The sequence below is a fragment of the Blautia intestinihominis genome (assembly GCF_040096655.1).
In the GTDB taxonomy this organism is placed as follows: domain Bacteria; phylum Bacillota; class Clostridia; order Lachnospirales; family Lachnospiraceae; genus Blautia_A; species Blautia_A intestinihominis.
In genome coordinates, this window is sequence record NZ_JBBMEI010000044.1 from 1 (window position 1) to 25,495 (window position 25,495).

Consider the following 25,495-nt stretch of genomic DNA (forward strand, 5'->3'; position numbering starts at 1 on the left):
GCCAGGAGGGGAGCGCGAGGGGAGAACGGCCTTCGCAACTTCGAGTGCTCTCCCCTCGCAGGTTTCCATATTTCCAAATATGAAAAAAATTATTATAAAAAAGAAGAAAGAAAAATCATAAAAGACCCCTCTTTTATCGGGTCACTTTTTTCAGGAGGAGAAAAAATGGGATTTTCTACAAGTACATGCACAGAATTCGTCGAAGTTCTCGCTTCTAAAGCCCCGGTACCGGGCGGCGGCGGTGCATCAGCGCTGGTTGGTGCAGTTGGAACTGCACTTGGCAATATGGTAGGCAGTCTTACCGTAGGTAAGAAAAAATATGCAGACGTAGAAGACGAAATGTGGGAGCTCAAAGCAAAATGCGACCAGCTCCAGAAAGATTTCCTTCGTCTGATCGAAAGAGACGCAGAAGTTTTTGAGCCGCTCTCCAAAGCATATGGTATGCCAAAAGAAACCGAAGAAGAAAAAGCAGAAAAAGCCCGTGTTATGGAGATCGTGCTGAAAGATGCCTGCTCCGTACCGATGGAGATCATGGAGAAATGCTGTGAAGCGATCGAGCTGATCGTTGAATTCGGCGCAAAGGGTTCCAAACTGGCGATCAGTGATGCCGGTGTTGGAGCAGCTTTCTGCAAAGCAGCATTACAGGGTGCCAGCCTGAATGTCTACATCAATACAAAATCCATGGCAGACAGAGAATACGCAGAAGAACTCAACAAAAAAGCAGACGCAATGCTTGAGAAATACACCAAGATGGCAGATGAGACATTCGAAAGCGTTCTTGGCAGATTAAAATAATCAGCAACAAAATAGCGGAGGAAATACAAAAATGGCAAAGCAGTTATTAGGTAAAGAAGTAACAGCAGCACTGAATGAAAAGATCAAAGCAAATGTAGCAGAATTACAGGGCAAAGGCGTAAACCCGACACTTTGCATCATTCGTGTTGGCGAAAACCCAAGCGATATTTCTTATGAAAGAGGAGCAACAAAACGCTGCGAAACTCTTGGCGTAGCATGTGAGAAGATCCTTCTTCCGGGAGATGTGACTCAGGAAGAACTCCTTGCAACCATCGACAAAGTAAACAAAGACGACCACATCCACGGCGTTCTTCTGTTCCGTCCGCTTCCGAAACATCTGGATCAGGCAGTGATCGAAAATGCACTTGCTGCAGAAAAAGACGTTGACTGCATGACAGATCTTTCCATGTCCGGCGTATTCACCGGCAAAAAAATCGGTTTCCCGCCATGTACACCACAGGCATGCATGGAGATCCTGGATCATTACGGAATCGATTGCACAGGCAAAAAAGCCGTTGTTATCGGAAGAAGCCTTGTAGTTGGAAAACCGGCAGCCATGATGCTGGTTAAGAAAAACGCAACCGTAACGATCTGCCACACAAGAACCGTTGATATGCCGTCTGTTGCAAAAGAAGCAGACATCGTGATCGTAGCAGCCGGACGCGCAGGCGTTGTTGGTGCTGATTATGTCAGAGAAGGACAGACCATCATCGATGTAGGTATCAACGTAAATGCAGAAGGCAAACTCTGTGGAGACGTTGACTACGCTGCAGTTGAGCCGATTGTTGATGCGATCACACCAGTTCCTGGCGGAGTTGGAAGCGTTACCACATCCGTTCTTGTAGGACATGTAGTAGAAGCTGCAATGAGAAAGGTAAATGGATGATTCGAAACAAAAAAGCAATGCTCTTTTGTTCACAGATGATACTGGCAGGTGCCCTTATAACAGGGGCACCTTGTCTGGCGTCTGGGGATAATGGAGAGACGAGCGTATTTGGAAGTTCAGATACAAAGGCAGATGATGAAGTATCCGATCTTTCCGGCGAAGGCCAGATCCACAAACCGGCCAGTCTTAACGCGCCGGATTTTACCTCAGATCCGAATTTCGTGGATGATTCCACCGACAATACTTATGGTTATTACACGATCATGGGGACGACAACCGTTTCCCTGGCACAGATGACTTCCCAGTACAATGCACACGGATCCGAATATCCGTCCGCATCTCTGAAAGAAGGCGGTGCAGAGACGATTGATGATTTCTGCACGATCATTCTGGAAGAAGCAAATGCCGAAGGTGTCCGGGGAGAAGTAGTCTTCGAACAGGCAATGCTCGAGACCGGATGGCTTCAGTACGGAGGAGATTCCGGAATCTCCCAGTACAACTTCGCAGGACTCGGAACCACGGGAGGCGGCGTTCAGGGCGTATCCTACCCCGACGTAAGAACCGGGATCCGCGCACAGGTACAGCATTTAAAAGCCTACGCCTGCGACGAATCCCTCAACCAGGACTGCGTAGACACCCGCTTCAACATGGTCCAAAGAGGCAGCGCCCCATACGTCGAATGGCTCGGACAGCAAGAAAATCCCAATGGAGGCGGCTGGGCCGCCGGGGCAAACTACGGAGAGAAACTACTCAATCTACTGAGCAATCTCAAGGAGGAATAAGTGAGATGTTTGACATCTCCTTATATCCTCTTTTCTTTTTGGGCAAAAACCAAAACCGCAAAGTGGACGTGCCCGTCCCCTCTGCACACCCCTGGGCTTTTGGGAAAAACATCGGCATTGGTTTTGGTGTGGGGAAGCATTTTTGTAGCGTGGTATGGAGCCTGGATATCGCGTGGGGGAAATCTCCCCCAAAAATCCACCGTGACTCAGGGAGTCCCTCCAAATCCCCAACCTATTCAAACGAAAATCTCCCGGCCTGGACCACCAGGAAAATTTTTCACAATCCTCGACCAAAAAACAAAATTCCCGTCAAACACCCAGCCCAGGGTGTGCAGGGGGACGGGCGACGTCCCTTTGCAGTTTACCTTGCTTCCCAAAAGCGAAAAAAGAGCCCGGCGAATACATTCCCCAGGCAAAAAAAAGTTTTTTACACTTGCTTTTTCCAAAAAAATCTCAAGAAAGCTCAATTTCCTTCAATTCTTTCGCCGGCAGTTTCTTAGAAGAACCTGCCACATACTTCTTAAGCGCCTTAGAAGACTTCGCAATCGGCACATTCGTACCAGCACCGCCCATACATCCACCAGGACAAGCCATACCCTCGATCATACAGCCCTTAAGTTTCCCGGCTTTCGCCAAAGCCAGCATCTTCTTACACTCTGCCAGGCTCTCTGCATGCTCAATATGCACCGGAACTTCCGGATAATATTCCTTCAGACAGGCCTCGATCGCACCTGCAACACCACCTGCGACCGCATATCCACGTCCGGCGGCAGTAGCATCATGCAGGGAACCTTCGTCTTCAAAGGAAGCCGGCTCGATCTCACGCGCATCAAACATCGCATCCAGTTCCTCAAAAGTCAAAACAAAATCCACATCACTTCGCACAGTACGGCGCATCGCTTCCAGTTTCTTGGAAGCACAAGGTCCAATGAAGACAACCTTCGCATCCGGATCATCCTGCTTTACCTTACGTGCAGTGGCAACCATAGGAGTCAGCTCCTGTGAGATATTGTCGATCATGGTCGGGAAGAATTTCTTTGCCATCATGGACCAGGACGGACAGCAGGAAGTCAGAAGGAACGGAAGATTTCCTGTTGCAACCTCATGTGCATAATGATGTGCCTCAGAGATCGCACCGACATCCGCACCAAACGCAACCTCATGAACATCAGAAAAACCAAGAACCTGCAGAGCTGTCTTGAATTTGCCAGGGGTCACATCATCACCAAACTGGCCGATATAAGCCGGTGCAACGATCGCAACGATCTTATCGCCGTCACGAAGCGCATGCGCAAGCTGGAAGATCTGAGATTTATCAGAGATCGCACCGAACGGACAGCTTACCATACACATACCACAGGAAACACACTTGTCATCCAGGATGCTCGCACGCCCCTGCTCATCACTTCCGATCGCCTTGACACCACATGCCTGCTCGCACGGGCGCACGTTGTGGGAGATTGCATCATAAGGACAGGCTGCTTTACATTTTCCGCATTTTACACATTTTTCCTGATCGATAAAAGACTTTCCGTCCTTCATAGAGATCGCGCCCTTCGGACAGACCTGCATACATGGATGGGCAACACATCCGCGGCACATGTTGCTGACAATGTATTTGTTCGGAGGACAGGCTGCACATGCAGATGGGATCACCTGCATAAGAGGCGGCTCATAATATTTCTCATTGATATTGCTGGCAGCAAGACCGTCGGTCAGATGGACCGCCTTGCTTTCCGGGCGAAGAGAAAGCCCCATGGCGAGACGGACTCTTTCGCTTGCAACGGCACGTTCTCTGTAAATACTCTCACGATACTGGGCAGTTTCACTGACGATATTGTATGGGATGGATTCAATATCATGGATCAGGCTTTCGTCAGAAGATTCAAATCCGGCCTTTGCCACTTCAGTATAAACCTGGTGTCGGATTTCTCTGACTGGGGTATCATAATTTCGCATATCTATTTCATCTCCTTAAATAAGAAAAATATTCATCTACCGCTCCCTATAATATAGGAAAGAATTCCCAAAATCAATCCGAAAATGCAAAATTCCTGTACTTTTCGAAGCACATAAGAGAAACAAAATGAGAAACACTTTACTATAGCGAAATAGATTGATAAAAAATTATAAAATCTGTTAAAAAATACACAATAATACGAAAAACATAAAAACATGAATAAATTAATTCAATTTTCCTATATTTCACTTGTATAATTTGACTACTTAATGTATAATGAAATACAACAAGGCTGTGTAAATTATACAAAATAATGGGCGCAGACAAAAGCAAATTTTTAACAAGGAGGGAATTGAATGTTAGATCAGTCTTATTACACGAAGACAGATGAGATCATCGAGCATTACGGACCGAAAGCAGCATCACTGATTCCGATCATGCAGGATATCCAGGCGGAGTACCGCTACCTGCCGGGAGAGCTTCTGACCTATGTTGCATCCAAGATTGGAGTGACCGAGGCGAAGGCATACAGCGTCGCTACTTTTTATGAGAACTTTTCCTTTGAGCCGAAAGGCAAATATGTGATCAAGGTTTGTGACGGAACAGCCTGTCATGTGCGTAAATCCATGCCTGTCAAGGAAGCTCTCATGAAGGAGCTTGGACTCAGCAACAAGAAGCATACAACGGATGATATGCTTTTCACAGTAGAAACGGTTTCCTGTCTTGGTGCATGCGGACTCGCACCGACTCTTACCGTAAATGACGAAGTACATCCGAAGATGACCCCTGAGAAAGCTATTGATCTGTTAAACGAATTGAGAGGTGAGACGGTATGAGTATTGTGAGTAAAGAAGATCTGCTCCAGAAGCAGGCCGAAGCAAAGAATACCCTGGAAACTTTTACCTGTCGTGTGCTTGTCTGTTCAGGTACAGGATGTATCGCCTCCGGCGCGCAGAAGATTTACGACGAGATGGCGAAACTGTGTGAGAATCTCGACTGGGTAAGCGTAGAAATGCAGAAGGACGTTCCACATGTCGGCGTTGTCAAGACCGGATGCCAGGGCTTATGTGAACTTGGACCTCTGATGAAGATTGAACCATATGATTACCAGTACGTACATGTGCAGGTAGAGGACTGCAAGGAGATCGTAGAGCGCACTGTAATGGAAGGAGAACCGGTTACCCGTCTGTTTTACCGTGACCATGATACAGTCTGTCCTCATCCGTCAGACATTCCTTTCCTGAATCAGCAGACCAGGATCGTTCTGGAAAACTGCGGAAATATCAACGCAGAATCCATTGATGAATATATCGCAGTAGGCGGCTTCCAGGCTATGGCCAAAGCTTTCTTCGACATGACTCCACAGGATGTCATCGATGAAGTGACCAAATCCGGACTTCGCGGACGTGGCGGCGCTGGTTTCCCAGCCGGCAAGAAATGGTCTCAGGTTGCACGCCAGAAAGAAAAAGTACGCTACGTAGTATGTAACGGTGATGAAGGTGACCCGGGTGCATTTATGGATGGTTCCGTAATGGAAGGTGATCCATACAAGATGATCGAAGGTATGACCATCGCCGCATACGCTGTAGGCGCAGAGAATGGTTATATTTATGTTCGTGCAGAGTATCCGCTTTCTGTTAAGCGTCTCCGCATGGCGATCGAGCAGGCAGAGGCTTATGGACTCCTCGGCGATAACATCCTCGGTTCCGGTGTAAACTTCCACTTACATATCAACCGTGGAGCCGGTGCGTTCGTTTGTGGTGAAGGTTCCGCCCTTACCGCATCCATCGAAGGCAAACGAGGCATGCCACGTGTCAAACCACCTCGTACTGTAGAGAAGGGACTTTGGGAGAAACCAACTGTCCTCAATAACGTAGAAACTTATGCCAACGTTCCGAAGATCATCCTTCAGGGTGCTGACTGGTTCCGTACCATCGGAACAGAGGGAAGCCCGGGAACCAAGACATTCTCCCTTACCGGTGCGATCGAGAATACCGGTCTTATCGAAGTTCCTATGGGAACCAGCCTCCGTCATATCATTTACGACATCGGCGGCGGTCTCAAGAGCGGCGCTGCATTCAAGGGCGTACAGATCGGTGGACCATCCGGTGGATGTCTGATCGAAGATCAGATCGACCGTCCTCTGGACTTTGATTCTGTCAAATCTCTCGATGCGATCATGGGTTCTGGCGGTCTCGTAGTTATGGACGAGAATACCTGTATGGTTGAAGTTGCCAGATTCTTCATGAACTTTACACAGCGTGAGAGCTGCGGTAAATGCGTTCCGTGCCGTGAGGGTACCAAACGTATGCTCGAGATCCTCGAGAAGATCGTAGATGGCAAGGGCGAGATGTCCGATCTCGACGAACTGGAAGAACTTGCGACCATGGTTCAGAGCATGGCTCTGTGCGGTCTCGGCAAGAGTGCCCCGCTTCCTGTTATCAGTACACTGAAACGCTTCCGTGATGAATATGAGGAGCATATCCGCGACAAGAAATGCCGTGCAAAAGTCTGTACAGCACTTCGTAAATTCCACATTAATCCGGAATTCTGTATCGGCTGCGGCAAATGTGCAAAGAACTGCCCGGCAGGTGCGATCAGCGGAAAGATCAAATCCCCATATCACATCAACAATGACGTATGTATCAAGTGCGGTTCCTGTAAGGACAACTGTAACTTTGATGCGGTTTATGTGGAAGCATAGGAAGGAGGCTGACTTATGGGTACAATGACAATTGACGGTAGAAAAGTTGAATTTACCGATGAAAGAAACGTCCTGACCGTTATCCGTAACGCAGGCATCGATATTCCGACCCTGTGCTATCATTCGGAGCTCTCTACATTTGGAGCATGCCGTTTATGTACAGTAGAGGACGACAGAGGCAAAACCTTTGCTTCCTGTTCAGAAGTACCGCGCGATGGTATGGTCATCCATACCAACACCAATAAATTAAGAAACTATCGTAAACTGATCGTGGAACTGCTCCTTGCAGCACATTGTCGTGACTGTACGACCTGTATCAAGAGCGGTGAGTGCGTTCTCCAGGAACTGGCGCATCGTCTCGGTGTAAGAACCGTCCGTTTCCAGAACACCAGAGAGCAGCATGAACTGGATTTCAGTTCTCCATCTATCGTTCGCGATCCGAATAAATGTATCCTCTGCGGAAACTGTGTACGTGCCTGCGAGGAAATCCAGGGAATCGGCGCACTCGGATTTGCATTCCGTGGAACAGAAGCCATGGTTATGCCGGCGTTCAACAAGAAGATTGCCGAGACACAGTGCGTAAACTGCGGACAGTGCCGCGCATTCTGTCCGACAGGTGCTATTTCCATCCATACCAACACAGACAAAGTCTTTAAGGCACTCGCAGATCCGGATATCCGTGTAGTTGCACAGATCGCACCTGCGGTACGTGTTGCAGTAGGAGATCATTACGGACTCCAGAAGGGCCGCAGTGTAATGGGCAAGATCGTCAATGCACTTCACCGCATGGGCTTTGACGAAGTTTATGACACTACTTTCAGTGCCGACCTTACCATCATGGAAGAAAGTGCAGAATTCCTTAACCGTATCGAGAAAGGTGAGAAACTTCCGCTTCTGACATCCTGCTGTCCGGCATGGGTTAAATTTATCACAGATCAGTACAAGGATTACATCCCGAATATTTCTACCTGCAGGTCCCCACAGGGAATGCTTTCCGCAGTTATCAAGGAATACTTCCGTGATCCGGAACATGCCCAGGGCAAGAAGACCGTTATGGTTTCCATCATGCCATGTACTGCTAAGAAAGCAGAGGCAGTTCGTCCGAACAGCTACACACATGGTGAGAAAGATACCGATATTGTTATTACAACCACAGAGCTTCTCCGCATGATCGACAACTTTGGTCTTGATTTTGCAGGACTTGAGCCAGAAGCATGTGATATGCCATTTGGATTCGGTTCCGGCGGTGGTGTTATCTTTGGTGTTACCGGTGGTGTTACAGAGGCTGTTCTCCGCCGTCTGACTCCGGATCACAGCAAAGAAACAATGCGAGAGATCGCTGAATGTGGTGTTCGTGGAGATGAGGGAATCAAGGAATTCTCCATCCCATACAAAGGAATGGAAGTCAAGATCTGCGTAGCCAGCGGACTTGCCAATGCAAGGATCGTTATGGACCGTGTAAAGAACGGCGAAGCAGAATACCATCTGATCGAAGTTATGGCATGCCGTCGTGGCTGTATCATGGGTGGCGGTCAGCCGACCAGATCCGGTGACAGGACCAAGGCCGCCAGAGCAAGAGGTCTGTACAATGCAGATAATACTACGATCATCAAGAAATCCGACGAGAACCCGATGGTACTCGAACTTTACCAGGGACTTCTCAAGGGCAAAGAGCACGAACTGCTCCATAACGAATTCTATTAATTCCGCGCGTATAACTTCCGAGGGGGAAGTTAGAAGAAAAAGATAAATAAAATCCATGCTTAGATTTTTTGCCATAGGAAATCTGACATAAAAGATAACCAGACTCCATGAAGAGAGATACTTCGACAGGGGTCTGGTTGTTTTGTTGTTAAGAACTGCTTGTTTTTTTACAGATACTTGCAGATTTACACGAGATAGTCTAAAATAAAATCAAAAGTGCCAGAGACAGCAGAGAATCTGACATCCTGCGTCACTCACATTTCGCAGGATGATACAGCCCCCATGTTGTTGTCGGCACAAAAACGAAAGATAGGAGTAAATGCAAATGCGTGAAATTAAAGCATCAGCTATCACAGACACCATCGAGCGTCTCTGCATCGAGGCAAATCAGGTCCTGCCATCTGATATTAAGGCCGCTATCCAGGCCTGTCGTTCCTGCGAGGACGGACAGATTGCCTGCGGTGTCCTCGACAACATCATCGAGAACTATCAGATCGCAGAGAATGAGCAGGTTCCGATCTGTCAGGATACCGGTATGGCATGCGTCTTTCTGGAGATCGGTCAGGACGTACATATCACAGACGGAGATCTGACAGAAGCAGTCAATGAAGGTGTCCGCAGAGGCTACACAAATGGCTACCTCCGCAAATCCGTTGTCAAAGACCCTGTCCGCAGAGGAAACACAGGTGACAACACACCGGCAATGCTCTACACCGAGATCGTTCCGGGCGAGCACATCCGCATCACCGTCGGACCAAAAGGCTTCGGAAGTGAAAACATGAGCGCGATCCGCATGTTCAAGCCATCCGCAGGCATCGAAGGAATCAAAGACTTCATTCTGGAGACTGTAGAGACAGCAGGCCCGAACCCGTGCCCACCGATGGTAGTCGGTGTCGGAATCGGAGGAACTTTTGACAAGGCAGCCCTTCTTGCAAAGAAAGCCCTCATGCGTCCGGTAGACACCCAGAACCCGGATCCATATTATGCTGACCTGGAGAAAGAAATGCTGGAAAAGATCAACCAGCTCGGAATCGGACCGCAGGGATTCGGTGGAAGGACCACAGCCATCGGCCTGAACATCGAGACCATGCCAACCCATATCGCCGGCATGCCATGTGCGATCAACATCAGCTGCCACGTAACACGCCACAAAACGGAGGTGCTTTAATATGGAACGTCACATCACACTGCCATTAACAGAAGAACTGGCAAGAACTCTTCACGCAGGCGACACCGTCTACCTGACCGGAACCATCTACACCTCCCGCGATGCCGGACACAAGAGAATGTGCGAAGCACTTGCACGCGGCGAGGAACTCCCTTTTGATCCGAAAGATGCAACCATCTACTATGTAGGCCCGACCCCTGCAAAGCCAGGTCAGGTCATCGGTTCCGCAGGCCCGACCACCAGCGGAAGAATGGATGCCTACGCACCGACCATGATGTCCGTAGGCGCACGTGGAATGATCGGCAAGGGCGCCCGCCTTCCGGAAGTCGTAGAAGCCATGAAGAAATACAGCGGCGTTTACTTCGGAGCGATCGGCGGAGCCGGAGCCCTTCTCGCCAAATGCATCAAGAGTGCAGAACTGGTTGCCTACGAAGATCTCCAGTCCGAAGCACTCCGCAGACTTTATGTAGAAGAAATGCCCCTCGTCGTGATCATCGACAGCGAAGGCAACAACCTCTACGAAGAAGGCAGAGCAGAATACCTCAAAAACCGTAAATAAAATAGTTTCCTCCTGCATATATTGTAACGATACATGGGACTGTTACAATATATGCAGGGGGATTTTTTATGGAAAATTTTCAGATTTACCGGGATATTCAGGCGCGGACCGGTGGTGATATATACATAGGCGTTGTCGGGCCTGTACGGACAGGAAAATCAACGTTCATCCGAAGATTTATGGAACTTGTGGCACTTCCCGCCATGGAACCGGGGCAGCAGGCCGAAGTCCGCGACCAGCTTCCCTTGAGCGGTTCAGGGAAACTCATTACTACCGTAGAGCCTAAATTTATCCCAAAAGAAGCGATTCCCGTGACACTCGGCGAAGACCAGAAAGTTCAGATCAAACTGATCGACTGTGTCGGTTTTCTTGTCAAAGACGCCTCCGGCCACATTGAAGACGGAAGAGAGCGGATGGTCAAAACTCCATGGTTCGAAAAAGCCATCCCCTTCCACGAAGCCGCCCAGGTTGGCACCCGCAAAGTTATCCAGGAACACGCAACGATCGGCCTCGTAGTCACCACCGACGGCAGTTTCGGTGAGCTTCCGAGAGAAAATTTCATCGAAGCCGAAGAACTCACGGTCAAAGAATTAAAAAAACAGGGCAAACCATTTCTGATCCTTGTCAACTCCCAGACACCATATAAAGAAGAAACCCAGAAACTCTGTCGGGAGCTGCGGGACAAATACGGCGTGACCACGATCTCCGCCAACTGTGAACAGCTCCGCAAAGAAGACATCATAAAGATCCTGGAAAATGTCCTCTACGAATTCCCGGTCAGTGAGATCCAGTTCTACATTCCGAAATGGGTCGAAATGCTTTCACCACAGCACGAACTGAAAGCTCAGATCCTCACACAGATCCGCGAATACATGCAGAATCTGACGCACATCCGCGACATCACCAAGGACTCCGTTCAGCTCACAGGACCCTATATTCAGGAGACACTTCTCGATCAGGTCGATCTTTCCACCGGGATCGTCCGCATCCGTATCCAGGTCAAAGACGAATTTTATTACAAGATCTTAAGCGAAATGAGCGGCATCACTATGGAAAGCGAATACGACCTGATCCACACCATGAAAGAACTGGCAGCCATGAAAGAGCAGTACGTCAAAGTCCAGGCAGCCCTCGAAGCCGTCCGCTCGACCGGCTACGGCGTCGTCGTCCCGGAACTCTCCGAGATCCAGATCGAAGACCCGACCGTCATCCGCCAGGGTAACAAATTCGGCGTAAAGATCCGCTCCAAGAGCCCGTCCATCCACATGATCAAGGCAAACATCGAAACCGAGATCGCCCCGATCGTAGGCACCGAGCAGCAGGCCAACGACCTCATCCAGTACATCGGCGAGAGTAGCCAGCGCGGCGAAAGCATCTGGGAAACCAACATCTTCGGCAAATCCATCGAACAGCTCGTCCAGGACGGCATCCGCACCAAAATCTCCGCCATCGGCGAAGAAAGCCAAACCAAACTCCAGGACACCATGCAAAAGATCGTTAACGACAGCAAGGGCGGGATGGTGTGTATTATTATCTAAGCGAAATGTGAATCCGCGTCAATTTAAAGAAAAAGGTATGAAGAATTTTGTTGTTTAATGATGAAGTTCCTCATACCTTTTTCAATATATGGTTATAAACATATCGAAAAATCGAATGAATAGTTCGATATACAGAATGCTAAAAACTGTCCAACATATGATACAATAAAGGTACCAAAAATCATTATTTTTACAAACAGAAACAAATATCAGGAGGAAAATCATATGGAGCACAGCGCACCTGTAGACATGCTGAGATTCTATGGTGGAGATATTCGAGAAAGAACTAAAGACGGAAAAGTAGCTTTTGGAAAATCTTCAAAAGATACTTTGTGGGGAGACAATGAAGCATATCGCACGTTAAATGCACTGCTTTTTGATGGATACGAAAACGAAAAAGAGCGGATATTCAAAGAAAAGAAAAAATTAAAACCTGTATTTATCGAGAGGCTGGACGAGACACTTGCTATTTATACAGGAGTGTTTTCGATGATGTGCCTGCAAAAAGAAAAAAATATATCAGTAGTTAAGGTAAAAAGAGTAGACCGGCAGGCTTCATTAAATGCATACCAGAAGGGTTTTACAGGATCTTTTGTTGCCTGCACAAAAGGAGCCTATGATACTGAGTTTGCCGAAAAAAATAATGTAATCCTTTTAGAAGTGGAGATTCCAAAAGAAAGTCCATCAGTTGATTTTCAGCAGTTCTTATCAGGCAATGAGTATTCCAATTATATTGAGCAGGAAGTGCTGCTACCGCCATTTCTCCCATTAGAGATAGAGGAAAAACCTCTTAACCTGAAAGAAAAGAAAATCAGAGATATGCATAAAAAACCACCCGTGGGGAAATATCTGCTTCGGACGGGAAACTTCCCTGATTATAGAAATAAAATAACAGCTTCTAAAGACGAACTCTATGAACGATTGATGCGTGATAAAGAGGAAGCGGCTGCGTGCCTCCAGTCAATGAATGAAGGAAACTGGGAAGATGAGTATCAGAATTATATAAAATGGAAAGAAGATCTTCACAACTATCTGAAATTAGTCTATTCAGACTTATGGTACGGAGAAAATACAAATGAGTAATAATATGGATGAATCAACATGGGAATCGTATAATGAATTCTATAATGAACTAAAAACAGACAAAAATTCTATGGATATTTTTGAAGACGGACTAAAATGTTTTTCTTCATATTTATGTCATGCGAGCCGGGATTATGCTTATAACGCAACATATTTGCCGGGATTCATAGAAGAATTTCGTATATTCATAAAAGCATTTTCAATTAAATATGAAATTGCGAAAGCACTGTTTGAGGCAGCAGAATCATATCACAATCTTACATTAAAAATTGACAGATACTGGCTGTTTGAAACAGATGAAAACGGAAAAGTTAAGAAATCTATATTGGGCGGTCCTGACTTTGTTTCAGAAAAAACATTAACAATTGAAGGCAGCATTCTTTGCGATATGCAGAGATATATTTACCATGAGCAATATGAAATGGATAAGGTGGAATTGAATAAAGAGAAATCGAATAAAGTGCTATCAGATAAAGTGGTATCAGACTTTAAAGATTTTTTGGACAAGCATATACCGAATAATACAAAGGAGAGCGGAAAATGAAGTCAAAGACAGGGCAGGAATCGAAATACAGAGAACATTTATTATCCGATATCAATATATATTTAGCAATCTATTCCTTAAATTCGTACATCTTTGAATACAATTTACTGAAATCGGAAGACCGACATCTATATCATCAGTTACAGGACAAATTTGATGAACGACTTGTCAGCAAAGTGACAGAAGATGTAAAAAAACGAATCAAACAGTTATTGGATGATCCAGACGAATTTATCCAGGCAAAAGTATACTTCAAACCGAAAAAATTAGTCGATGGAAAACTGGAATTCAGGCCACTCCACACTACAGATTTAATTACCCAGATTGCAATTGTATCAATGCTTCATCTGTTTGTTTATGAAATACCGGAGAAGGAGAATTCAAAGCTGACCCTGTCAAATCTAAGCCGCCTGATTCCTTCAGATTTCTATGGAAACAGAGTTTCCGTAAAGCCAGAGAGCCTGTTTAAACCATGGAAACAACAATACCAGAAATATAACCAGAACAGCAACGATGCACTGAAAAAATATCACACATCTCTGGAATACAAATACGAAGTCACATTAGACCTCGAAAATTTTTTCCCAACAATTAATCCGGTTATCATATACCACTATATCATCGGATATTTACCGGCACATCTGTCAGAACAGGATATGAGCCTTATGAAGACAGTGCTGCGGAAGTTATTGTTTTGTGAACTTGATTTTGGAAAATCCGATACAACAATATTCACTGAACAACTACAGGAACAGTATTTAAAGATATCGAAGCATAAAACACCGAAAAGCAAAGACGATGAACAGCAAAATACAGTAAACACCGAAAAAACAAAAGACGCAGAGCCCCCTGAGACTGCTGTAAAATCACGCAAATTTGTAAGAGGCATTCCCCAGGGCCTGCCACAGTCATATTTCCTTGGAAATATATACATGATAATAGTTTCCGAAATTTTCCGAGATACATTTACGGGAGTGAGCTATTTTTATGTAGATGATTCCGTCATTTTTACAAATGATATACAGGAAGATCAATTTCAGAAACAACTGGAAAACATTAATGAGCAGATTACAAAAAAAGAACAGGAGTTTCTGAAAAAGTATCAGAAGGAAAATACAGAAATTTATCCTCAGAATACACAGGAATTTTACGAAAGCAACCTTTATGGTGTTGGGCTGCATCTGAGCGGCAAAAGTAGCTATGTTCGTCTGGATCGTCTTGATGAAAGTGAAGTTTATCTGAAATGCATAAGTCGGCAGATGTCCCAGGCTGGAAGTGATTTCTTCAGGATGTACTCAGATGAAGAGAACAGAAACCTTGAGAAAAAATTTGAGATATTGTGCCGACAGGTAAAAGCACAATTGGATAAACTGGAAGGTCAGAGTCAGAAAAAAGAGAAGCAGAACCTGCCAGAACCAGAGGTGCGCGATACAAAAAAATTCAAAGACAGGCTTATAAGATACTATAGATTTTTTAAATACAGAAAGCAACGTTTATCTGCAATGCACCGTCCGGAAGATGATTCGGATGAGCAGATCTATAAAGAGGAATTGGAAGAGATTATTTATGCCGGAGTTCAGGACAAAACATTAGAAAGGTTCATAGATGGCAGGGTGCAATCAGCAAAGGAAAAGAAAGACATATTAGAACGGTTTATGAAATCTTACAGCAATGATATATGGGATGCAGCAGTAGGCATGTATCAGACTTTTGCAAACGAAGAGGAAATCAGCAAACTGCGAAGATATGTACAGGAGATTGATAAACTGTGCTTCGAAAAAGGCGGAGAAAAATTTTCATATCTGCAATGTACCTACAGAGAATTACTGGGAAACAATGCAGATATGACTGAAGAAGAACTGCATATTCTTTATGACGATTCGTACAAAAGCCTCAAGAGATTAGCACAGATCAAACTGAAAAAGTATGCAAATAAACATTATGAAGTTGCAGAGTATTACTGCGCCAGATTCCAGAAACAACAAGATGAAGAAATAGTGAAAATACTGTTTTCAGAAGAAAAAGGTCTTTATGACAAGATGAAACTGGTCCGTGCAAATACGCAGAAAATACTCAGAATGGTAATGAATACAATTTATTCGTACCTGTTTAACGTTGAAATTTCAGATCATCCGGTCCTTGCGAAAAACAGTAAGAAAGCATTAACCTATGGAGAACTCAGAATTTTGGCCTTCTTGAGAAATCCCTGGTTCCAGACAGAAGAGTTTCGAAAAAGAGAAATTGTGCTGAAAGATCCTCTCAATAAAGGTGTTGTAGATTACTCAATCATGCGGGTCATGGAAATCTTTTATTCCTTTGTAAAAGATCCGGTAAAAATTGACAATCTGATACTTACACACAAATACGTTTATGATGTCTGGCAGAATGGTTCGAAACATCTATATTTTTATACGTTACATAACCAGGAACATGCGATCACTTTGATCCAGAACATAGTCAAACTGATCCACACAATTGATTTTTTCAAGATTTCCGCGATAGACTATTACATTTTATTTATTGCCTGTTATCTGCATGACATATCAATGGTAAAGATTCCTTCGTCAGATCTTTTTCTCATAGATACAGACAAAGCGGATGAACTGGCAAAAGATCTGCAGGACGAATATAAACAGGAAAATTTACCGGAAAACGGACCGGATATTTTGTGCATCAAAAAATATATGCTGGACAGTTACAAAAAAATCGACGGATATTTTGAAGAAATTGTTCGTGGCAGACATGAAAAAGACAGTGCAGCAGAAATACGAAAAAGATCAGATATATCATATCTCGATGTCCTGATTCGTGAAGTCGTTGCAGAAGTCTCAGAAGCGCATGGTGCAGATGAGCGAGATATTTATGGAAGAAAATCCGTTGCCTCACAACAACTTCTCAGCATAAAATTCGATAAAATACTAATCCGTCTTGCAGACTTATTAGACATGAGCAATTACAGAGTGTCAAAGCCGATTTTGCATCATAATATGCAGCAGATGTCAGAAACATCGGCATTTCACTGGATCTCACATCTGCTGACGCAGGGATATAAACTCTATACGGAATATGAGATTAACAACAAAGAAGGCGGACTTATTCCAAAGACAATAACAGAAAAATTAATCCTGGAAATTCCCGTAGCCATGTCTCAAATGTCCGCATTTGCCTGCAAAAAGCCCTGCGAAAAAGTAAAAATCGACAGGACGCGAATATCTCAACATCAGATTATCCTGATCTGTGGCGAGAAGTGCGAAGAAAATAATGAAGATAATGAAAAAGAAAGGAACTGCAATTTCCTGTGCCAGTGGTTTAACGTAAAAAATGATTACCTCATAAGAGAACTTGCCGCATTAAAAGAATACCTGAGAAGAAATGTAAATAACTATTTCGAATGTGAAATAGAGATCAGAATCACATGCACCGAAAAAACAAACATAGATGCGAAGCAATTCGAGGTACTCAATAATTACATCAACAAGAAAAAACATATTTGATATAATACGCAAAACAGAAAAGAAATCATTCCAGTTTTTGAATGGCTGGAGTGGTTTCTTTTTTGTATAACTATGTCGAAAAAACGAATTACTATTTCGATATACAGAACGACAAGAACTGTCCCATATATGATACAATAAAAACATCGAGAATTGTTGACGGATGAAAAAGCATTAAGCAGCAACAGACTGGCTATCTGTGGGGGAGCACTATTTGGCTGAGATATCTGTAAGATTATTACATATATTCAGGCATTACGAATGTCAGCTGCGAGTGCAAAATATCAAATGTGGGGAGCAGAACTTATGAGAAAAAGGGAAAAAGAAAATTTAAGAATTCAATTAGGGGAAAGATTTTATGATTATGTAGAAAAGTGCCGTGAGTTTTTGGGATGGAACCAAAAGAAAATATGTGAAGAAATCGCCAACAGTATGAATGGAGAGGAAACTGATTCTAGAAAAAAGATAAAAGCGAATACAATATATCAATATAAACAGAAAGGCGTGTCAGGGAAACAGGCAGAAAATCTGTTAAATGCCTGCATTGAATTTCATATAACATATCACGTGCCGCGAATAGAACTGTCTCAATTTGTGACAGAGTATAAAGAAATCGCGAGAAAGTTATTAAAAAGGGAAGTCAATATAAATACATCAGGACTTCCATATGTAGTGGAATATTCTCATGAATTATCGGAAGAAGAGAAAGAAGAATGGGATAGAGTCGTATGTCCGGACAAGTTACGCAAAAAATTAGATGATTTTTTCAAAAAAGAAAGTAAATGTATGATAATTCAGGGAACAAGAAAAAGTGGGATTACAGTTTCTGTTGAGAAATATTTATTAGATAAGCAGAAAGGACAAGAAACAATAATCATTCCGTATATCTATGATATTGAACAAATGGAATATTCAGATACCATGGAACAACAACTAAGGAAAGATTTGCAGGGGGATTATGTAGTTATACGGATAGGATATGGAAAATTTGACCATTATGATTTCCTGAAAAATGCCAAAGCCAAAATTTTAATATTAAGTCATAGCATGGCTGGAATTGACGCTTCGGCAGAAGCGGAGACTCTTGTATTTAATGATCTCACCAATAATATGCAGTGTACACGGCAAATGCTGGAAGAATATGTTCCAGAACTGGATAAGATATTGAACAAAGAAAACTCAGAAACTAAAGAAACCATGGAAATTGCATTGAACAAATTCCATAATATTACAGGTGGCATTCCAATAGCTGTTAAAAAAATTGGAGAACTTATATGGAAGTTATACCATGTGGATGGAATAGGAATGGAACAGATCCTGAAAGAAACTTTGTGGAAAAATGAAAAAGGGAAAGAAACTTATCAATATTTATGGAATGAATTAATGGAAGATATGTGGAATCGCATTGGTGAAACAGAGCGGAAGGTATTAGAAAGAATAGCATGTATCGCAACGAGCGTGAGCAAAAAGATGATGTGGAGTCTGAATAATATGAATCCCGATGGCAATATTATGGACAATATGTTGCATAATCTTTTTCTTATGGAAGGTGGAAAATCCAGAAACAGTGATGCGCCCTATCCAGGAGTAAGGCTCTTTCCGTTAATGAGGAACCTTATTCTGTATAAACTCAGTACGGATGTAGCGATAGATGAGGAGAAATTCTATAAAGAAACCATGGAAAGGGCAATTCGTTATCTGGAAGAAGCACTGGACAGTAATGAAATGGCAGGAATTTATAAGGGAAAAATGTGCTTTTTGGATCGAGAAGGAGAATTTCAGGTAGTAAAGTCAATTCTTGAATTTTGCTGTGAACATAATATAGAAAAATATATGATGCTTACAATGAAGTTGGAACCTTATTTTTCATTAAGAGGTAAAGATGGTAAATATGTAAGAGAAATTTACGAAAACCGTCTCAAGGTAGCAAGAGATAACAATTTTAACCGCGATGTGCTTACTTCATACGGTTATATTATTAATCAACGTATTCTGCGAGGTGAAAACAATCTGGCAGAAAATGATTTTCATGTATCTCTTGCATATGTGAACAGATATAAATTAAAAGAAGTGTTATCGCCAGCTTATTTATTGATGAAGGTAAAATATAATATTTATATTGGGCAGGATTACGGAATGGCAGAAAAAATTCTACAGCAAATTCCGAAAGTGATTCTTTCAAATCTCCAAAAAGCAGAAGCAGAGTTTTATAGTTGGATTTGCCAGTGGAAGTTGAGTCAAGAGATTGATATTGAAAAATTAAAGAACAAGATCGATATTTATTTGACCGAAGGTGATGTAGATAATAACATCATTGAGATACAATATGGTCTGGTTTTGGCAGAATTATGTATAGAGCAGTATTTAAAGGATACGCACACAGATGCTGAGCTAGGCGCTGCCGAAAGTGTATTAAGAAAAGTAGAAGACTATATCAACGCGTGTAGATATCCTGTTGCGTTTCAACAGAGTTGCTACTATTTTAACAGAGCCTGTATTGCCAAAATTCAAGAAGAAGAGAGGAAATTTAACGGAGTCTGCATAGCCGAAATTCAAAAAGAAGAGTGGAGATTATTTATGAATAAAGCGCAACGAGCTTATAACCGAACAGATCGTGGCATTTGGAAGAAACAAAAAGAAGAATATTTAAACAATATAGAAAAAATTATTGGGGAAAAATGGAAAAATATGGGGAACAATTAAAACAATTTGATTTTTTGAAGTTGTAAAAGGGGAAGTCTGTCGAACTAAATATATCTATGAGAAATAACACCGGTTATAATTGACTCAAATAATAAAGAAACGGAGGAAAAAGATAATGAGAAATGTGATCGGTGTTGTAGCAAGTGTCGCTTATATTGTAGGAGTTCTGGCTTTCTCATCCAAAATGAAATGCTTCGGACTTGAATTCAGCCGGAAATTTGCACATATGATGGTTGCGAACTGGTGGTTCATTGGAAATTATATCTTTGACAATGTAATTGCATGTTCCACAGTTCCGATCATCATTGGAACGGTAATGGCTTTGTCCTACAAATATTCATGGTTTGATGGCGTTGAGCGGCCAGGTCAGAAAAAGAGTTTCGGAACCGTGTATTACTTTATTTCGCTTTTGCTTCTGGTAAATATTTCCTTCAGGCTTTATGGAAATATGATCCCGATGGGAATATATTTCATGCCGCTGGGATATGGCGATGGAATGGCAGCGCTAGTTGGAAAAAAATTTCACAAGGGAATCTACAATGTACGTGGAAGTCAGAAAAGTGTTTCCGGTTCTCTGGCAATGTTTCTCGTTTCATTTATGACCATGTATGGATATAGTGTTATTTATGATCTGAATTATTCAGTACAGAAGTTGCTGGCACTTAGTGTGGCAGCTGCTGTTATAGAAGCTGTTTCCATTAAGGGAAGTGATAACATAACGATTCCTCTGGGAACGTATATTGTTTCCTTCATCATATGAACAGTATGAGGAGGAATAAAAAATGGGAAAAGCTTTATTTTCAAAAACAAAAATTCAGAAGAATTCAAACAGTATCATCCAGAATGGTAGTTCAAATGTCGTCGTCGTACAAACGGGTGTTCCGAATGTTCCAAAATTTGATGACTCGCATAAAATCGACTGGTCAATTCGGAAAATCAAAGAGATGCGTGAAATCTGTCCCAGAAGATTTGGTGTAAAAGACAGCTTGGAACGTGCCGTGAGAATTGATAACTATTTGGAGAGGATATTATTTTGCAGCAGCAAAGAAAATGTCAGTCCGACGTTAAGATTATATGGACATTTTTCACCTTTTTCTACTATCAAAGGTCAGATGAACCATTCAGACCTTGATAAACTGGAATTAAGTGAAAAGAGGCGAATGTTGGAGTGGGCCCAGAATGGCTATCCTGTAAAAGTAATCATTAGCTTGCAGCCATCGCTGATTTGCGAAATGTCATATAATTTAGAACAGTATGATGAACGTTGTGCAGATTTGGGCCGATCACTTAAATCACTTGAGGATTATAAGAATGTCCAGTTTGTAGTAGATGATGTCTGCGAATTGGATTCGTTGTATATTTTTGATACACTTTTCTACTGCGCATCAAGAAATGATGATCTGGATAAAGTCAGTGCGACTTACGTAAGTACAGATTTTGTTCCGGATTTGGCATTTGTCAAAAATAAGATAAGAACTTTTGATAAGCGCTTTGAAATGTTGAAAGAACAAAATAAGTATCTGATAAAAGGCATGGAACTGACAGGAGAGAGACAGTATATACATAATGTCAGTCAGATTCGGAAAGAAAATTATCTGGAGGAGGACGATTTATGAATTCATTTATCAATATCAATAATATTACAGGAAACTCAAATTCCATTGTAATATCAGGAAAACAAAATGAAGTTAATTACGGCTCTAAGAAGACCAACAATGGAGAATGGAAGGAAGCCAGAAAATGTGTTGAAGAGGACGAGAATCTGAATGAAAAGCAGAGGGAAATTCTGAAAAAAATCTTATCCAAAGCAGAAGAAAGCCCCTCAGCAGAAGGACAGCAGGCTACCAGAAACGACTTCCAGACATTCGTAGACTGTGCAGGAAAAACAGCAGAAAAGATTGTGAAAGCTTTTTCAAAGATCAAATCAGTGGCAGAGTATTTTGGAATATCCCAGTAAAAGATTAAAGCAACCTGATACAAAGCTTTGAATAGATTCCTTTCTGAGTAGGTGAGAAAATAAAAAACTTGGTTGTTCAGAAAGGAGATAGGAGATAAAAGAAAAAAGGACGGTACAAATACTGTAGAGGTGGTATAGAAGAAAATCATTTCAAAAGCCCGCCGATTATGATAAACTTTAAATATAAAAAAATGACTGCTGAAACAAAGGGAGGCATCAAAATGGGAAACTATCTGAATCCGGGTTCCACACTGTTTCGATATAGCCTGCGCTCTGAAATATATGTAGATAAGAGTGGTTTAATCGAAAAAACAAATAAATTAATAAATACAGAACAACGATACATTTGTGTGAGCCGACCAAGACGTTTTGGAAAATCTATGGCAGCAAATATGCTGGCTGCATATTACAGCAGAGAAGAAAATACAGAAGAACTATTTGATGATTTGAAAATCAGCAAAGAAGTCGATTACAAAGAATATTTAAAACAATATGATGTCATCAAGATCAACATACAGGAATTTCTAAGCATGAGTATGAGCGTTGAGGAAATGTTGAATATGTTACAGACGCGCCTGCTCCGAGAACTAAAAAGAAAATATCCGGAATATGTTGACAGCGAGCATCTTGTGTTTGCGATGCAGGACATTTATGCAGAGACGAAATATCAATTTGTAATCCTGATCGATGAGTGGGACTGTATGTTCCGCGAATATAAAGAAGATATAGAATCCCAGAAAAAATACCTTGATTTTCTGAGAATGTGGTTAAAAGATAAAGAATACGTAGCACTTGCTTACATGACAGGAATACTTCCCATAAAGAAATACGGCTCCCACTCCGCCCTGAACATGTTCACAGAATACTCCATGCTGAATCCCCGTGATATGGCAGAATATTTCGGTTTTACAGGAGAGGAAGTAAAATCCCTTTGCAGTCGTTATGACAGAAACTTTCAGGAAGCACAGGCATGGTATGATGGATATGAACTTGTAACTCTAGAAGGTAACAACAAAAAAACATACGCCATGTACAGCCCAAAATCCGTAGTAGATGCTATGTTGAGTGGCATTTATGACAACTACTGGAATCAGACCGAAACCTATGAAGCCCTGAAAATCTACATTTCCATGAATGTTGACGGACTGAAAGACGCAGTGGTCCGAATGCTTGCAGGCGACCGGATCGAGATTAATACAGGAACTTTCTCCAATGACATGACATCCTTCCAGGGGCGAGATGATATCTTGACGCTGCTGGTTCATCTTGGATATCTGAGCTACCACTGGCCTGACAGAATCGTTACAATACCAAATAAAGAAGTTTCGCAGGAATACGTAAACGCGATCAGTACTATGAACTGGAGCGAAGTCATCCGTTCCGTAGATGATTCACGGAAATTACTTAAAGCTTTATGGGAAATGGATGCAGACACAGTAGCCGAAGGAATCGACCGTGCTCATAATGAGATATCAATCCTGCAGTACAACAACGAAAACTCTCTGAGCTGCACCATCAATCTTGCATTCTACTTTGCAAGAGAATACTATACCATCGTCAGAGAACTGCCATCCAGAAAAGGCTTCGCAGACATCTGCTTTATTCCAAGAAAACTGCATGCAGACAAACCGGCAGCAGTCATCGAACTAAAATGGGACAAAACCGCCAGCGGCGCAATCGCCCAGATAAAAGAAAAACAGTATGTAAAGGCACTGAAAGATTATCACGGAAATTTATTGCTGGCTGGAATTAATTATGATAAAGACACAAAGAAACATAGTTGCGTAATAGAAAAATATGAAATAATGTAAATAGTTCCTATTCGTTTGATGTTTTACTTGTGTTCGTACAGCGGAGTTCACCATATCTTTTTTATGGAACTATCAAGTACAAGGAAAGCAAAGCCAGATACAGAAATGAAAAAATTCTGGCGCGACAATGAACACTTTGCAGATTTATTTAATGCCTACTTTTTTAATGGTGAAAAAGTAATCAAACCGGAAGAACTGTAGGAAGCAGATACAGACGTATCTGGTACATTAAATAAGAAATCTCTTTCAAATTAAAATGTTTGAAGAATATTAGAAGATAAAGTAATTATATCTATTTAAGGAAAAGGTCTGGATTTCAGACCTTTTTTCTTGGACGAAATTTGGATTCATGGATTTCGGTGCTAATATATGAAAAAAACAATCGTATGTAGAAACCGTCAGATTTCTCCGCCACCCGCCAAAATTCTCCAACAGTTTCCGCTAGCAAACACTAAAAAGAGTCATAATCAGAGCAAATTTGTACCAATTCAACAGGGGACAAAGGTTGACGGAAATAAACAAGAATGGTATTGTATATATAAAATAAAAAAAATTGGATGCGTGTGTGCTCCAAAAGTATGTTATAATGTGACGCATGTGCGGGTACAGTGTGACATAGGGAAGCTTGGGGAAAGGAAGAAAACAGGAAGCTTCTATATAATAATATAGAAACTTTCTGTACATAAGAGGTGCAAATGAAAAGTAACGGAAACAAAAAACGAAATATTCGCTGGACACTTGTTTTATACGATATGATTATCTATCTGGTGGTTGCAGTGTTACTGTTGATCCTCTACGGCGGTAACGACAAGCTGGCAACACCAACCGTTGTACAGCAGATGATTCTCTCAGTATTGTGCATCTTCGCTGCAAGACTAATCGGTAATATTTACGGACAGGTATGGCGATATGGTGGCATTCAGTGTTACATCAGACTGTTATTCACAGATGCGGTTGCATTTTGGGTATACGTATTACTGGAACTGATACTCCCGATTAACAAGATCACATTCGCGAGAATGCTCGCCCTGTTTTGTATGAACCTTCTGGGAGCACTTGCACTCCGTATGATGTACCGATACGCATTACAAATGCGGCAATCAGGAAACTTTGCATGGAAGATTTCTTGCGAAGCTTCTTTACATGGTATCCGGTGTACAGGCTGCCAGTGACAAAGAAGTACAGAAGATCAAGATTGCGATCATCGGTGCCGGTCGCGTAGGCGTAAGCTTTGCAGAAGAACTTCTTAATAATGAAGAAGCCGCATACATACCACGTTGCTTCATTGATATTAATAAGGAAAAGGTCGGTCGTGAGATCCAGGGAATTCCGGTATATTCAGAGGACGAGGCAACACTTAAGAAACTGGCTGAATACGAAATACAGGAAATTGTCTTTGCCATCCCAGCCATGGATGCCGATAAGAAAAAGACTCTGTACGAATATTACAAAAAAGCCGGCTACAAATTAAAAGTATACGATTATCCAACGGTCTATTCAGCAGGCGGCAAACGTCATTTGCGAGAGTTCGACATCGAGGAATTACTGTTCCGTAAACCACTGGTAGTATTAGATGAAAAAACAAACGAATATTACCGTGGCAAAGTAATCCTGATCACAGGTGGAGGCGGTTCCATTGGTTCTGAACTCTGCCGCCAGATTGCCAAAATGAGTCCACGTAAGTTGATCATCTTGGATATTTATGAAAATGGTGCATACGATGTTCAGCAGGAACTGAAGATCGCTTACAAAGGTAAACTTGCTCTGCGGTTTGTGATAGAAGCAATTTCTACCTGCAGATCAAGTT

At 42.6% G+C, this 25,495-nt stretch carries 21 protein-coding genes; 20 read left to right on the forward strand and 1 reads right to left on the reverse strand.

What is annotated here, in order from left to right; genetic code table 11:
• Positions 1–165: 165 nt before the first annotated feature.
• The 4 genes from WMO75_RS12980 to WMO75_RS12995 are packed head-to-tail and all read left to right on the forward strand — an operon-like array spanning position 166 to position 2,963.
• Complete coding sequence (locus WMO75_RS12980; RefSeq protein ID WP_022214498.1) at positions 166–795, forward strand: cyclodeaminase/cyclohydrolase family protein; 630 nt, start codon at positions 166–168, stop codon at positions 793–795.
• 31 nt (positions 796–826) lie between these two features.
• Positions 827–1,681 (forward strand): bifunctional 5,10-methylenetetrahydrofolate dehydrogenase/5,10-methenyltetrahydrofolate cyclohydrolase, encoded by an 855-nt coding sequence (locus tag WMO75_RS12985; protein WP_022214499.1) that lies wholly within the window; start codon positions 827–829, stop codon positions 1,679–1,681.
• Positions 1,678–2,463, forward strand: coding sequence for a glucosaminidase domain-containing protein (locus WMO75_RS12990; protein ID WP_227222854.1), 786 nt, complete (start codon positions 1,678–1,680; stop codon positions 2,461–2,463). The genes WMO75_RS12985 and WMO75_RS12990 overlap by 4 nt, the downstream gene beginning before the upstream one ends.
• A gap of 5 nt (positions 2,464–2,468) precedes the next feature.
• The gene (locus tag WMO75_RS12995; RefSeq protein WP_227222855.1) at positions 2,469–2,963 is read left to right on the forward strand and encodes a hypothetical protein; all 495 of its coding nucleotides are present in this window, start codon (positions 2,469–2,471) and stop codon (positions 2,961–2,963) included.
• Here the strand turns inward: WMO75_RS12995 and WMO75_RS13000 are convergent.
• The gene (locus tag WMO75_RS13000; protein ID WP_349078177.1) at positions 2,917–4,422 is read right to left on the reverse strand and encodes a 4Fe-4S dicluster domain-containing protein; all 1,506 of its coding nucleotides are present in this window, start codon (positions 4,420–4,422) and stop codon (positions 2,917–2,919) included. The two genes, WMO75_RS12995 and WMO75_RS13000, sit on opposite strands and share 47 nt — an antisense overlap.
• A 357-nt stretch (positions 4,423–4,779) precedes the next feature.
• Between WMO75_RS13000 and WMO75_RS13005 the strand changes: the two genes are divergently transcribed.
• The 16 genes from WMO75_RS13005 to WMO75_RS13080 all read left to right on the forward strand — a co-directional run.
• The gene (locus tag WMO75_RS13005) at positions 4,780–5,259 is read left to right on the forward strand and encodes a complex I 24 kDa subunit family protein (protein ID WP_118698961.1); all 480 of its coding nucleotides are present in this window, start codon (positions 4,780–4,782) and stop codon (positions 5,257–5,259) included.
• A complete protein-coding gene (locus WMO75_RS13010) occupies positions 5,256–7,127 on the forward strand; it encodes an NADH-quinone oxidoreductase subunit NuoF (RefSeq protein ID WP_118698960.1) in 1,872 nt (623 codons plus the stop codon). Before WMO75_RS13005 ends, WMO75_RS13010 begins: the two co-directional genes overlap by 4 nt.
• A gap of 15 nt (positions 7,128–7,142) precedes the next feature.
• Entirely contained in the window at positions 7,143–8,831 is a 1,689-nt protein-coding gene (locus WMO75_RS13015; RefSeq protein ID WP_118698959.1) for a [FeFe] hydrogenase, group A, read from the forward strand.
• Positions 8,832–9,156: 325 nt separating this feature from the next.
• The gene (locus tag WMO75_RS13020; RefSeq protein WP_118698958.1) at positions 9,157–9,999 is read left to right on the forward strand and encodes a fumarate hydratase; all 843 of its coding nucleotides are present in this window, start codon (positions 9,157–9,159) and stop codon (positions 9,997–9,999) included.
• Between the two features lies 1 nt (position 10,000).
• On the forward strand, positions 10,001–10,558 hold the full coding sequence (locus tag WMO75_RS13025; RefSeq protein WP_022214507.1) for a Fe-S-containing hydro-lyase: 558 nt from the start codon (positions 10,001–10,003) through the stop codon (positions 10,556–10,558).
• Between the two features lie 68 nt (positions 10,559–10,626).
• Positions 10,627–12,096: a stage IV sporulation protein A gene (spoIVA, locus tag WMO75_RS13030; RefSeq protein WP_022214508.1), complete on the forward strand. Its 1,470-nt coding sequence runs from the start codon at positions 10,627–10,629 to the stop codon at positions 12,094–12,096.
• Between the two features lie 225 nt (positions 12,097–12,321).
• Positions 12,322–13,179: a hypothetical protein gene (locus WMO75_RS13035; protein ID WP_349078181.1), complete on the forward strand. Its 858-nt coding sequence runs from the start codon at positions 12,322–12,324 to the stop codon at positions 13,177–13,179.
• Complete coding sequence (locus tag WMO75_RS13040) at positions 13,172–13,723, forward strand: hypothetical protein (protein WP_022214511.1); 552 nt, start codon at positions 13,172–13,174, stop codon at positions 13,721–13,723. Before WMO75_RS13035 ends, WMO75_RS13040 begins: the two co-directional genes overlap by 8 nt.
• Entirely contained in the window at positions 13,720–17,217 is a 3,498-nt protein-coding gene (locus WMO75_RS13045) for an HD domain-containing protein (protein WP_349078184.1), read from the forward strand. Before WMO75_RS13040 ends, WMO75_RS13045 begins: the two co-directional genes overlap by 4 nt.
• A 306-nt stretch (positions 17,218–17,523) precedes the next feature.
• Positions 17,524–19,920 carry a hypothetical protein gene (locus tag WMO75_RS13050; RefSeq protein ID WP_349078186.1) on the forward strand — a complete coding sequence of 799 codons (2,397 nt, stop codon included), beginning with the start codon at positions 17,524–17,526 and terminating at the stop codon, positions 19,918–19,920.
• A 115-nt stretch (positions 19,921–20,035) separates the two neighbouring features.
• Entirely contained in the window at positions 20,036–20,680 is a 645-nt protein-coding gene (locus WMO75_RS13055) for a diacylglycerol/polyprenol kinase family protein (protein WP_227222861.1), read from the forward strand.
• Between the two features lie 22 nt (positions 20,681–20,702).
• Positions 20,703–21,536, forward strand: a complete 834-nt coding sequence (locus WMO75_RS13060; protein ID WP_173906123.1) for a hypothetical protein — start codon at positions 20,703–20,705, stop codon at positions 21,534–21,536.
• Positions 21,533–21,877, forward strand: a complete 345-nt coding sequence (locus WMO75_RS13065) for a hypothetical protein (protein ID WP_022214516.1) — start codon at positions 21,533–21,535, stop codon at positions 21,875–21,877. Before WMO75_RS13060 ends, WMO75_RS13065 begins: the two co-directional genes overlap by 4 nt.
• A gap of 221 nt (positions 21,878–22,098) precedes the next feature.
• Positions 22,099–23,688: an AAA family ATPase gene (locus tag WMO75_RS13070; protein WP_349078188.1), complete on the forward strand. Its 1,590-nt coding sequence runs from the start codon at positions 22,099–22,101 to the stop codon at positions 23,686–23,688.
• A gap of 695 nt (positions 23,689–24,383) precedes the next feature.
• Positions 24,384–24,860, forward strand: a complete 477-nt coding sequence (locus WMO75_RS13075) for a hypothetical protein (RefSeq protein WP_349078189.1) — start codon at positions 24,384–24,386, stop codon at positions 24,858–24,860.
• Positions 24,799–25,495: nucleoside-diphosphate sugar epimerase/dehydratase (locus WMO75_RS13080; RefSeq protein WP_349078190.1), on the forward strand; the 697-nt coding region annotated here is incomplete at its 3' end. The genes WMO75_RS13075 and WMO75_RS13080, both read left to right, overlap by 62 nt.

Excerpts from the sequence above, each read along its gene's own strand:
- WMO75_RS13025 (WP_022214507.1), top strand. The coding sequence starts at position 10,001 with ATGGAACGTCACATCACACTGCCATTAACAGAAGAACTGGCAAGAACT.
- WMO75_RS13010 (WP_118698960.1), top strand. The coding sequence starts at position 5,256 with ATGAGTATTGTGAGTAAAGAAGATCTGCTCCAGAAGCAGGCCGAAGCA.
- WMO75_RS13050 (WP_349078186.1), top strand. The coding sequence starts at position 17,524 with ATGAGAAAAAGGGAAAAAGAAAATTTAAGAATTCAATTAGGGGAAAGA.
- WMO75_RS13045 (WP_349078184.1), top strand. The coding sequence starts at position 13,720 with ATGAAGTCAAAGACAGGGCAGGAATCGAAATACAGAGAACATTTATTA.
- WMO75_RS13070 (WP_349078188.1), top strand. The coding sequence starts at position 22,099 with ATGGGAAACTATCTGAATCCGGGTTCCACACTGTTTCGATATAGCCTG.
- WMO75_RS13040 (WP_022214511.1), top strand. The coding sequence starts at position 13,172 with ATGAGTAATAATATGGATGAATCAACATGGGAATCGTATAATGAATTC.
- WMO75_RS13020 (WP_118698958.1), top strand. The coding sequence starts at position 9,157 with ATGCGTGAAATTAAAGCATCAGCTATCACAGACACCATCGAGCGTCTC.
- WMO75_RS12980 (WP_022214498.1), top strand. The coding sequence starts at position 166 with ATGGGATTTTCTACAAGTACATGCACAGAATTCGTCGAAGTTCTCGCT.
- WMO75_RS13015 (WP_118698959.1), top strand. The coding sequence starts at position 7,143 with ATGGGTACAATGACAATTGACGGTAGAAAAGTTGAATTTACCGATGAA.
- WMO75_RS13055 (WP_227222861.1), top strand. The coding sequence starts at position 20,036 with ATGAGAAATGTGATCGGTGTTGTAGCAAGTGTCGCTTATATTGTAGGA.
- WMO75_RS13035 (WP_349078181.1), top strand. The coding sequence starts at position 12,322 with ATGGAGCACAGCGCACCTGTAGACATGCTGAGATTCTATGGTGGAGAT.
- WMO75_RS13065 (WP_022214516.1), top strand. The coding sequence starts at position 21,533 with ATGAATTCATTTATCAATATCAATAATATTACAGGAAACTCAAATTCC.
- WMO75_RS13000 (WP_349078177.1), bottom strand. The coding sequence starts at position 4,422 with ATGCGAAATTATGATACCCCAGTCAGAGAAATCCGACACCAGGTTTAT.
- WMO75_RS13060 (WP_173906123.1), top strand. The coding sequence starts at position 20,703 with ATGGGAAAAGCTTTATTTTCAAAAACAAAAATTCAGAAGAATTCAAAC.
- spoIVA (WP_022214508.1), top strand. The coding sequence starts at position 10,627 with ATGGAAAATTTTCAGATTTACCGGGATATTCAGGCGCGGACCGGTGGT.
- WMO75_RS12995 (WP_227222855.1), top strand. The coding sequence starts at position 2,469 with ATGTTTGACATCTCCTTATATCCTCTTTTCTTTTTGGGCAAAAACCAA.
- WMO75_RS12985 (WP_022214499.1), top strand. The coding sequence starts at position 827 with ATGGCAAAGCAGTTATTAGGTAAAGAAGTAACAGCAGCACTGAATGAA.
- WMO75_RS13075 (WP_349078189.1), top strand. The coding sequence starts at position 24,384 with ATGAAAAGTAACGGAAACAAAAAACGAAATATTCGCTGGACACTTGTT.
- WMO75_RS13005 (WP_118698961.1), top strand. The coding sequence starts at position 4,780 with ATGTTAGATCAGTCTTATTACACGAAGACAGATGAGATCATCGAGCAT.
- WMO75_RS12990 (WP_227222854.1), top strand. The coding sequence starts at position 1,678 with ATGATTCGAAACAAAAAAGCAATGCTCTTTTGTTCACAGATGATACTG.